General features: G+C 70.5%; 9 protein-coding genes and 1 pseudogene. 6 read left to right on the top strand and 4 right to left on the bottom strand.

Translation table 11 applies throughout. From position 1 onward, the window contains the following. Positions 1-7 precede the first annotated feature (7 nt). From NF20_RS20275 to NF20_RS20265, 3 genes are read right to left on the bottom strand one after another with little or no spacing between them, the layout of a single operon-like run. Positions 8-430: a PPOX class F420-dependent oxidoreductase gene (locus tag NF20_RS20275; protein WP_003875899.1), complete on the bottom strand. Its 423-nt coding sequence runs from the start codon at positions 428-430 to the stop codon at positions 8-10. 4 nt (positions 431-434) lie between these two features. Continuing rightward, the gene (locus NF20_RS20270) at positions 435-1,541 is read right to left on the bottom strand and encodes an acyl-CoA dehydrogenase family protein (protein WP_033711352.1); all 1,107 of its coding nucleotides are present in this window, start codon (positions 1,539-1,541) and stop codon (positions 435-437) included. A 7-nt stretch (positions 1,542-1,548) separates the two neighbouring features. Next, the gene (locus NF20_RS20265; protein ID WP_023863625.1) at positions 1,549-2,709 is read right to left on the bottom strand and encodes an acyl-CoA dehydrogenase family protein; all 1,161 of its coding nucleotides are present in this window, start codon (positions 2,707-2,709) and stop codon (positions 1,549-1,551) included. 179 nt (positions 2,710-2,888) lie between these two features. Between NF20_RS20265 and NF20_RS20260 the strand changes: the two genes are divergently transcribed. The 3 genes and pseudogenes from NF20_RS20260 to holA all read left to right on the top strand — a co-directional run bounded on the left by NF20_RS20260 (position 2,889) and on the right by holA (position 6,332). Continuing rightward, positions 2,889-3,749 (top strand): ComEA family DNA-binding protein, encoded by an 861-nt coding sequence (locus NF20_RS20260; protein ID WP_033711351.1) that lies wholly within the window; start codon positions 2,889-2,891, stop codon positions 3,747-3,749. A 44-nt stretch (positions 3,750-3,793) separates the two neighbouring features. Then, positions 3,794-5,295: pseudogene (locus tag NF20_RS20255) on the top strand (ComEC/Rec2 family competence protein). Between the two features lie 59 nt (positions 5,296-5,354). Next, positions 5,355-6,332: a DNA polymerase III subunit delta gene (gene holA / locus NF20_RS20250; RefSeq protein WP_019732324.1), complete on the top strand. Its 978-nt coding sequence runs from the start codon at positions 5,355-5,357 to the stop codon at positions 6,330-6,332. 10 nt (positions 6,333-6,342) lie between these two features. Here the strand turns inward: holA and rpsT are convergent, their stop codons facing one another. Beyond that, positions 6,343-6,603, bottom strand: coding sequence for a 30S ribosomal protein S20 (rpsT, locus tag NF20_RS20245; RefSeq protein WP_033711347.1), 261 nt, complete (start codon positions 6,601-6,603; stop codon positions 6,343-6,345). Between the two features lie 144 nt (positions 6,604-6,747). Between rpsT and NF20_RS20240 the strand changes: the two genes are divergently transcribed. Genes NF20_RS20240 through NF20_RS20230 form a run of 3 tightly spaced genes read left to right on the top strand, consistent with a single transcriptional unit; the run spans position 6,748 to position 10,240 of the window. After that, positions 6,748-8,424, top strand: coding sequence for a circularly permuted type 2 ATP-grasp protein (locus NF20_RS20240; protein WP_003878386.1), 1,677 nt, complete (start codon positions 6,748-6,750; stop codon positions 8,422-8,424). Next, positions 8,424-9,401, top strand: coding sequence for an alpha-E domain-containing protein (locus NF20_RS20235; protein WP_003875907.1), 978 nt, complete (start codon positions 8,424-8,426; stop codon positions 9,399-9,401). Before NF20_RS20240 ends, NF20_RS20235 begins: the two co-directional genes overlap by 1 nt. Next, on the top strand, positions 9,401-10,240 hold the full coding sequence (locus tag NF20_RS20230) for a transglutaminase family protein (protein WP_031345064.1): 840 nt from the start codon (positions 9,401-9,403) through the stop codon (positions 10,238-10,240). Before NF20_RS20235 ends, NF20_RS20230 begins: the two co-directional genes overlap by 1 nt. The last annotated feature ends 24 nt before the right edge of the window (positions 10,241-10,264 follow it).

The following is a 10,264-nucleotide window of genomic DNA, read 5'->3' as shown; positions in this document are numbered from 1 at the left end:
CCGGGGTTCAGTCGGCGACGTCGAAGGCGGAGTTCACCTTCGTCGGCCGAATCCGCACCACCAACTCGCCGGGGACGGCGTTACGCCGGCCGAACTCGTCGGCCCGGTCGGCGCCCATGTACCGCGCGCCGGTCCGGGTGGCGATGTCCAACACCTCGGCGGGGTCCTCGCTCACCGCGGCCACGCCCTGCACCTGGACGAACGAATAGGGCGGATGCGGATCGTCGACGCAGATGACCACCCGCGAATCACGCGCTATCGCACGGGCTTTCGCTGTGCCACGGCCGGTGTTGAAGGCCAGCTCGCCGTCGTCGACCACGAACCAGATCGGCGCGACCAGCGGCCGGCCGTCGGCGGCGACATAGCCGAGCATCCCGGTGCGGGTGCCGGCGGACAGGAACTCGACGACCTCGGCGGACAGCGCGGCCATGGGGTTAGAGGCGGACCAGGTCGTAGTCGCCGAGGTGGTCGATCAGGTTGTGCAGATGCTCACCCGAGGTGCCCAGGGTGTGCTCGATCGCGGTGAGCCGGGCGGCGTAGTGGCTGATCGGGTACTCCGCGGTCACCCCGATCCCGCCGTGCATCTGGATGGACTCCTGCGCGATGTGCCGGCCGGAGCGGCCGATCTGCAGCTTGGCCCGCGAGGCGATGACCGGGTCGATGTTGCCGTCGGCGATCGACATCGCCGCATACAGGCTCATGCTGCGGGCCAATTCCAGCGAGACGTACATGTCGGCGGCGCGCTGGGTGAGCGCCTGGAATTTGTTCAGGGTGACCCCGAACTGCTTGCGGGTCTTGAGGTAGTCGGTGGTCAGGCGCAGCGATTCCTCCATCGCCCCAAGCGCTTCGGAGCACAACGCGGACTGGATGCGGATGATGGCCGCCTCGATGCCGCCCGATGCGTCGGTCGCCTCGCCCAGCGGTTCGGCCGGGGTGGCGTCCAGATCGATTTGGGCGCCCCGCTGCCCGTCGAAGGTGCGGTACGGGTGCCGGGTGACGGCGCCCGCGTCGACCAGGAACAGCCCGGTGCCGCCGTCCGGCAACGCGGCGCTGACCACCAGGGTGTCGGCGCAGTCGCCGGCCAGCACCGGGTTCTTCTGACCGCTCAGCGTCCACGAATCACCTTGCCGCGCAGCCTTGGTGCCCACCTCGGCGGTCGGTTTGCGCTGCCCCGGCTCCAGGTGGGCGAACGCCAGCAGCCGCTGGCCGGCCGCGACCTCGTCCAGCAGTTCCTTCTGGGCCGCGCTGCCCAGCGCGGCGATCAGCGCGCCGGGTCCCAGCGCGGCGTGCAGCACCGGCTCGGGGGCCAGCCGGCGCCCGATCTCGGTGAGCACCACCATGATCTCGATCTGGCCCGACTCGTCGGGATCGGAGCCCAGGCCCAGGATCCCGGTGTCGGCGAGCTGGCTCCACACCTCGCGGCTCCAGCCCAGCTCGGAACCGATGACCTTGTTGCGGCTCTCCGGGTCGTAACTGCGCGACAGCAGATCGCGGGTGGTGTCGCGCAGCAGGGCCTGCTCGTCGCTCAACTGAAAGTCCATGGCTGCCTCACAATCCCAGAATGGTGGACGCGATGATGTTGCGCTGTACTTCGCTGCTGCCGCCGTAGATCGACGTCTTGCGATAGTTCAGGTAGTGCGGCGCGCTGGATTGCGCCCAGGACGGGGAGGCGATGTCATCGGCCTTGGCCGGCAACGCATCCGGGCCGGCCACCTCGACGAGCAGTTCGGTGGCCACCTGCTGCAGTTGGCTGCCTCGCAGCTTGAGCACCGACGACGCCGGGTTGGGCTGCCCGTTTGCCGAGTCGGTGGTCACCCGCGACTGCGTGAGTTCCAGTGCCAGCAGCTCGTTTTCGGCCTCGGCGAGCCGGGCGGCGAACAGCGGATCGTCGAGCACCCCGGTGGCCGCGGCGTGCTTCTTCACCTCGGCCAGGCGCACCTTGGTGCGGCCCACTCCGGCGATGCCGGTGCGTTCGTTGCCCAGCAGGAACTTCGCGTATGTCCAGCCCTGATTCTCTTCTCCGACAAGCTGATCGGCGGGCACCCGGACGTCCTCGAAGAAGACCTCGTTGATCTCGTGGCCGCCGTCGATCGTCTTGATGGGCCGCAGCGTGATGCCCGGGCTTCTCATGTCGAAGAGCAGGAACGAGATGCCGGCCTGGCGCTTGGGCGCCTGCGGGTCGGTGCGCACCAGGCAGAATATCCAGTCGGCGTACTGGCCCAGCGTGGTCCAGGTCTTCTGGCCGTTGACGATGTAGTGGTCGCCGTCGCGCACCGCGGTGGTGCGCAGCGACGCCAGGTCCGAACCGGCGTCCGGCTCGGAGAATCCCTGGCACCACCAGATGTCGAGGCTGGCGGTCGGGGGCAGGAAGCGTTGTTTGACCTCCTCCGAACCGAATTCGGCGATCACCGGGCCCACCATCTTGGTGTTGAAGTTCAACGGCTCCGGGACGCAGGCCAGCTGCATCTCGTCGGCCCAGATCTGGTGCTGGGTGGGCGTCCAGTCCTTGCCGCCCCACTCCACCGGCCAGTTCGGTACCGCAAGGCCGTGCTCGTGCAGGATCTTGTGGCTGGTGACGATGTCGTCCCGGTTCACTTCCGCCGATCCCCGGCGCACCCGCTCGCGCAGCTCCTCGGGAATCTTGGTCGTGTAGATGGTGCGAAGCTCGTCGCGGAACGCGGCTTCCTCCGGTGTGAGCGCCAGTTGCATGGCAGCCTCCTGTCGATTCGGGGTGAACGTGGCGACCCATCGCCCTGGTCGTTCGCTCGGCTTCCATCTTGACCCATCGGGTGCGGGCCCTGTGCACAGCCTCGGGTTAGTCCACAGTTCGGCCCGGCGGCGCCGCGGAGCGGGGCGGTCGCGCCGGTGGGCGGACCTACGGTCGGGCCATGCGAACAGAACTTCCGGCCGAGCGCCTGCAACGGCGGCTGCGCGCCGAACCGGATGCCGATGCCGCGGTGCAGCCCGAGGAGCCCGGGCCAATCGCGGGCGAGGACTTTCCGGATGACGATCAGAATTCGCTGCTGCCGCGGTGGCTTCCCGGCGCGCCGGAGCACCGGGGTTGGGTGGCCCGGATTCGTGCCGACCCGGGACGTGCCGGCGCCATCGGGTTGGCCATCGTGGCGGCGCTGGCCGTGCTGGTCACGGTTTTCACGCTGATCCGCGACCGGCCGGCGCCGGTGATGTCGGCCAAGCTGCCGCCGGTGGAGAAGGTGTCGACCGCGAGCCCACGCTCGTCGGCAAGCCCGAGCGGCGGCCCGGACCGCCCTGTGGTGGTCAGCGTGGTCGGCCTGGTGCACACGCCCGGCCTGGTCACGCTGGCGCCGGGGGCGCGGATCGCCGATGCGGTGCAGGCGGCCGGCGGCGCGGTGAACGGCGCCGACACCGCCGGGTTGAACATGGCCCGGCCGCTGGACGACGGCGAGCAGATCGTGGTGGGCTTGGCCCCGGTGCCGGGACAGCCGCCGGTGCTGGGCAGTTCGGTGGCCGCGGGGTCGACACCGGCCCCGAAACCGCCGCCGGGTCCCGGGGCGGCCAAGGCCAAGCCGAAGACCGGCGACGCGGTCGACCTGAACACCGCGACGGTGCAGGAGCTCGACGCCCTGCCCGGCGTCGGGCCGGTCACCGCCGCCGCGATCGTGGCGTGGCGGCAGACCAACGGCAGGTTCACCAGCGTCGAGCAGCTCGCCGACGTGGAGGGCATCGGCCCCGCGCGGCTGGAGAAGCTGCGCGCTCTGGTCCGTGTCTGAGCGCTGTGCATCCCGGCGGGCCGTCGCCCGAGGGCCGCGTCGATGTGCGGCTGGTGCCGTCCGCGCTGACCTGCTGGGCGGTGACGGCCGGCGGAATCTGGTGGCCGATCGGCCGGGAGCTCGCCTGGTGCTGCGTCGGGTTGCTCGCGATCGCCGGCGCCCTGCGGTGGCGTGCGGCGCGCCGGCACGGCCGGCCGCGGCTGTCGTCGGTCAGCGCCGGGCTGGCGGCGATCGGTGTGGTGGGGGCGGGGTTCGGGTTCGCCGTGGCGCTGCGCGCCGACGCGGTCGATCACCACCCGATCGCCGCGGACTTCGGCGCCAGCGCCCCGGTCACCGTCACCCCCTCCGAGAGCCCGGTGTCGTTGGGCTCCGGGACCCAGGGCCGGCTGATGTTTCGGGCCACCCTGCAACAGCTGCGTTCCGACCAAATGTCCGGGCGGGTCGTTGTTTTCGCGCGCGGCCCGGATTTCGGCGGGCTGATGGTGGGCCAGCCGGTGCGGTTCACCGCCCGGATCGGCCGGCCCACCCGGCGCGACCTGACGGTCGCGGTGCTCACCGCGTCGGGCCGGCCAACCCTGGGCAGCGCGAGTGCCGTGCAGCGGGCCGCGCACGAGGTGCGCCGCCGCTTCGCCGCCGCGGTGCGTGACACGCTGCCCGCCGACCAGGCCGCGCTGCTGCCCGCGCTGGTGCTCGGGGACACCTCGGCGGTGCCCACCCCAACTGGCCGGGACTTCCGGGCGGCCGGCATGACGCACCTGATGGCCGTGTCGGGCGCCAACGTGACGATCGTGTGTGCGGCCGTGCTGTTTTCGGCACGGCTGATCGGCCCGCGGGCGGCGGTCCTGCTGGCGGCGCTGGCGCTGGTGGCTTTCGTCGTCGTGGTGCAGCCGACGGCAAGCGTGTTGCGGGCGGCCGTGATGGGCGCCATCGCGTTGGCGGGCATGCTGACTTCGCGTCGGCGGCAAGCGATTCCGGCCCTGGCCGCCACGGTGCTGGTGTTGTTGGCCGTCGCGCCGCAGCTGTCGGTGGACGTCGGGTTCGCGCTGTCGGTGCTCGCCACGGCCGCGCTGGTCGTTCTCGCGCCGGCCTGGTCGCGGCGGTTGGCGGACCGGGGCTGGCCAAGCCGTTGGCCGATGCGGTCGCCGTCGCCTGGGCCGCGCAGCTGGTGACCGCGCCTTTGGTCGCGGCCATCTCCGGCCGGTTCAGCGTGGTCGCCGCCGCCGCAAATCTGCTGGTGGCGGCCGTGATCGCACCGATCACGGTGCTGGGCACCGCGGCGGCGGCGCTGTGCCCGATCTGGCCGGCCGGCGCGCGGCTGCTGATCCGTTTCACCGGCCCCGAGTTGTGGTGGGTGGGCGGGGTGGCCCACCGGGCCGCGGGCCTGCCCGGCGCCACCGTGCCCGTCCCGGACGGGACGGCGGGCACGCTGATCGTCGGCGGCGTAACGCTGCTGGCGGTGGTGGCGTGGCGGTGGCGCCGGTTCCGCGCCGCGGCCGCCGCGGCGCTGCTGATCGGCCTGGCCTGGGTGCTGTCCGGGCTGGCGTAGTACCCGGCGAGCGCCGATCCCCGCGCGAGGTCGTCGGTCGGTCGTGACACCATCGTGGAGTGAGCGAGGTTTCGCCGTTACACCTGGTCCTCGGGGACGAGGAACTGCTGGTCGAGCGGGCGGTGGCCGAGGTGCTGGCCGAGGCACGCAAACGCGCCGGCGCCTCCGGTGACGCCGACGTTCCGGTCAACCGGATGCGGGCCGGCGACGTGAGCACCTACGAACTCGCCGAGCTGCTCAGCCCGTCGCTGTTCGCCGACGAGCGCATCGTCGTGCTGGAGGCCGCCGGCGAAGCCGGGAAAGACGCTGCGGCCGTGATCCTTTCGGCGGCCGCCGAGATGCCGGCCGGGGTGGTGTTGGTGGTGGTGCACTCCGGCGGTGGCCGGGCCAAGGCGCTGGCCACCGAGCTGCAGGCCCTGGGCGCCGTGGTGCACCCGTGCGCGCGGATCACCAAACTGAGCGAACGCATCGATTTCGTCCGCAAGGAGTTCCGGCGGCTGCGGGTCAAGGCCGACGAAGAGACCGTGACCGCGATGCTGGACGCGGTCGGCTCCGATCTGCGGGAGTTGGCCTCGGCCTGCTCGCAATTGGTCGCCGACACCGGCGGGGCGGTCGACGCCGCCGCGGTACGCCGCTATCACAGCGGCAAGGCCGAGGTGAAGGGCTTCGACATCGCCGACAAGGCCGTCGCCGGCGACATCGAAGGGGCCGCCGAGGCGCTGCGCTGGGCGATGATGCGCGGCGAGCCGTTGGTGGTGCTGGCCGACGCGCTGGCCGAAGCGATCCACACCATCGGCCGGGTCGGCCCGCTGTCCGGCGATCCGTACCGGCTGGCGGCCCAGCTGGGGATGCCGCCGTGGCGGGTGCAGAAGGCGCAGAAGCAGGCCCGGTACTGGTCGCGCGACTCGGTGGCGGCGGCGATGAAGGTGGTGGCGACGCTCAACGCGAACGTCAAAGGCGCGGTGGCCGACGCCGACTACGCGCTGGAATCCGCGGTGCGCAGGGTGGCGGAGCTGGCCGGCGGCCGCAATCGCTGAGCGGCGGTCCTCAGAGCTTGTTGAGCGCCTGGGCCAGCGCCGACTTCTTGTTGGCGGCCTGGTTCTTGTGGATCACGCCCTTGCGGGCCGCCTTGTCCAGCTTGCGGTTGGTCGACACCAGCAACTCGGCGGCCTTTTCCTTGTCGCCGGCGTGGGCGGCCTCGCGGAACGCGCGGACGGCGGTGCGCAGCGAGGACTTCACCGACTTGTTGCGCAGCCGGGCGCGCTCGTTGGTCTTGTTGCGCTTCTGCTGCGACTTGATGTTGGCCACGCTCGAGTTCCCTTTTCGATCAGACGTTTGCTTGGGCGCCGGATATCTCCACAGCGACTGCCCAGGTTATCAGTGAGTTACGTTTTCTCCCAAAACGGGAAGACGTGGGCTGCCGGGACGTCGATTTGAGGCAGCATCTAAACAGTGAGTCTTTCGAACCAGCTTGAGGACACCGGGCGGGGTTTTCGCGCTGCGCGTTCGGAGCGCATATTCGGCGGCTACAACGTGGCGTCGGACGCCTACGACATGGCCTTCGACGAAATGTTCGACGCCGCGGGCGCCGTGCGCGGCCCCTACAAGGGCATTTACGCCGAGCTGGCGCCGTCGGACGCCTCGGAGCTGAAGGCTCGCGCCGAAGCGCTGTCCCGCGCCTTCCTGGATCAAGGCATCACCTTCTCGCTGTCCGGGCAGGAGCGGCCCTTCCCGCTGGACCTGGTGCCGCGGGTCATCTCGGCCGCCGAGTGGGCCCGGCTGGAACGCGGGATCACCCAGCGGGTCAAGGCCCTTGAGATGTACCTCGACGACATCTACGGCGACCAGGAAATCCTCAACGACGGGGTGATCCCGCGCCGGTTGGTCACCTCCTGCGAGCACTTCCACCGCCAGGCGGTGGGCATCGTCCCGCCCAACGGGGTGCGGATCCACGTCGCCGGCATCGATTTGATCCGCGACGAGAAGGGCAATTTCCGGGTCCTCGAGGACAACCTGCGTTCGCCGTCGGGCGTGTCCTACGTGATGGAGAACCGCCGCACCATGGCGCGGGTGTTCCCGAACCTGTTCGCCACCCACCGGGTGCGGGCGGTCGACGACTACGCCGCGCATCTGCTGCGGGCGCTGCGCAACTCGGCGGCCACCAACGAGGCCGACCCCACCGTGGTGGTGCTCACCCCGGGCGTCTACAACTCGGCGTACTTCGAGCATTCGCTGCTGGCCCGCCAGATGGGCGTCGAGCTGGTCGAGGGCCGCGACCTGTTCTGCCGCGACAACCAGGTGTACATGCGCACCACCGAGGGTGAGCGCCAGGTCGACGTCATCTACCGGCGCATCGACGACGCGTTCCTGGATCCGCTGCAGTTCCGCGCCGACTCGGTGCTCGGGGTGGCCGGCCTGGTCAACGCCGCCCGCGCCGGCAACGTCGTCATCTCCAGCGCGATCGGCAACGGGGTGGGCGACGACAAACTCGTCTACACCTACGTGCCCACCATGATCGAGTACTACCTGGGCGAGAAGCCGCTGCTGGCCAACGTGGAGACGCTGCGGTGCTGGCTCGACGACGAGCGCGAGGAGGTGCTCGACCGCATCGACGAGCTGGTGCTCAAGCCGGTCGAGGGGTCGGGCGGCTACGGCATCGTGTTCGGCCCGGAAGCCTCCGACAAGGAGCTGGCCGCCGTCGCCAAGAAGATCCGCGACGACCCGCGCAGCTGGATCGCGCAGCCGATGATGGAGCTCTCCACGGTGCCGACGCAGGTCGGCAGCTCGCTGGCGCCCCGCTACGTCGACCTGCGGCCGTTCGCGGTCAACGACGGCGAGGACGTGTGGGTGTTGCCGGGCGGGCTGACCCGGGTGGCCCTGGTCGAGGGTTCGCGGGTGGTCAACTCCAGCCAGGGCGGCGGCTCCAAGGACACCTGGGTGCTGGCCTCGCGCGCGTCGTCCGGCGACCATGAACTCGGTGCCGCCGAGGTGGTGCGCTCGTTGCCGACGGCGATGCCCGACCCGCTGGTGGACGATGCGCCGCGGTCGATGGCCCAGCAGCCGCAACCCACCGGGCCGCCCCAGCGCGAGCAGCTCGAGCAACAGCAGCAGCAACGGGCGGGGCGCTGATGCTGGCACGCAACGCCGAGGCGCTCTACTGGATCGGCCGCTACGTCGAGCGCGCCGACGACACCGCGCGGATCCTGGACGTCGCCCTGCACCAACTGCTGGAAGACTCCAGCGTCGACCCGGACCAGGCGTCCCGGGTGCTGCTGCGGGTGCTCGGCATCGACCCGCCGGACCACGACCTGGACGTGTGGTCGCTGACCGACCTGGTGGCCTACAGCACCGGCGCCCAGGGCGGCTGCTCGATCGTGGACGCCGTCACCGCCGCGCGGGAGAACGCCAAATCGGCGCGGGAGGTGACGTCCAGCGAGATCTGGGAGTGCCTCAACACCACCTACCACGCCCTGCCGGAACGGGAACGAGCCGCCAAACGCCTTGGGCCGCATGATTTTCTGTCGTTCATCGAACGACGGGCGGCGATGTTCGCCGGGTTGGCCGACTCGACGTTGTCCCGCGACGACGGGTACCGGTTCATGGTGCTGGGCCGGGCGATCGAGCGGGTCGATATGACGGTGCGGCTGCTGCTGTCCCGGGTCGGCGACAGCGCCTCGTCGCCGGCGTGGGTGACGCTGCTGCGCTCGGCCGGCGCGCACGACACCTACCTGCGCACCTACCGCGGCGTGCTCGACGCCGGCCGGGTGGTCGAATTCATGTTGCTGGACAGGCTGTTTCCCCGCTCGGTGTTCTACTCGCTGCGGCTGGCCGAACACAACCTCGACGAACTGATGCACAACCGGCAGAGCCGGGTCGGGGCCACGGCCGAGGCGCAACGGTTGCTCGGGCAGGCCCGCAGCGAACTGGAGTTCGTCCAGCCCGGTGTGCTGCTGGAGTCGCTGGAGTCCCGGTTGGCGGGACTGCAGCGAACCTGCCGCGACGTTTCAGACGCGTTGGCGCTGCAGTACTTTCACGTCACCCCGTGGGTGGCCTGGTCGGACGCCAGCCAGCGCGCCCGGCTGGTCAGCCGCAAAGGGGACGGCTGATGTGGCGGCTGCGGGTGGTGCACACCACGGGGTACGCCTACCAGTCGCCGGTGACGGCGTCTTACAACGAAGCCCGGCTGACCCCGCGGTCGAACAATCGGCAGAACGTCATCCTCAACCGCGTCGAGACCATCCCGGCGACCCGGTCCTACCGCTACATCGACTACTGGGGGACCGCGGTCACCGCGTTCGACCTGCACGCGCCGCACACCGACCTCACGGTGATGTCCTCGTCGGTCGTCGAGACCGAGCGGGCCGAACGGCCGGCGACCGAGCTGGGCTGGGGTGATCTGCACTCGGAGGCGGTGATCGACCGCTTTGACGAGCTGCTGCGCCCCACCGGGCACGTCCCCGCCAGCAAGCGGGTAGCGTCGGTCGCCAAGAAGATCGCCAAAGCGCATGACCCGGCCGAAGCCGTTGTCGCCGTGGGTAATTGGGTGCGCGGCGAGCTCGAATACCTGCCCGGCACCACCAGCGTGCACTCGTCCGGGCTGGACGCGCTGAAGGAGGGCAGGGGAGTCTGCCAGGACTTCGTGCACCTGTCGTTGATGTTGTTGCGCAGCATGGGAATTCCGTCGCACTACGTGTCGGGTTACTTGCATCCCAAACGCGACGCCGTGGTCGGCGACACCGTGGACGGGCGCAGTCACGCCTGGATCGAGGCGTGGACGGGCGCGTGGTGGAGCTACGACCCCACCAACGACGCCGAGATCACCGAGCAGTACGTCGGGGTGGGCGCGGGCCGCGACTACGCCGATGTCTCCCCGCTCAAGGGCATCTATTCGGGGGAGGGCGCCACCGACCTCGACGTGATCGTCGAGGTGACCCGGCTCGCCTGACCAACGGAGGAGCCGGCGGCGATC

The organism is Mycobacterium sp. MAC_080597_8934 (genome assembly GCF_000523975.1).
Taxonomy (GTDB): domain Bacteria; phylum Actinomycetota; class Actinomycetes; order Mycobacteriales; family Mycobacteriaceae; genus Mycobacterium; species Mycobacterium avium.
The sequence above is the reverse complement of the archived record's forward strand: the minus strand, read 5'-3'. Positions and strand labels throughout refer to the sequence as shown.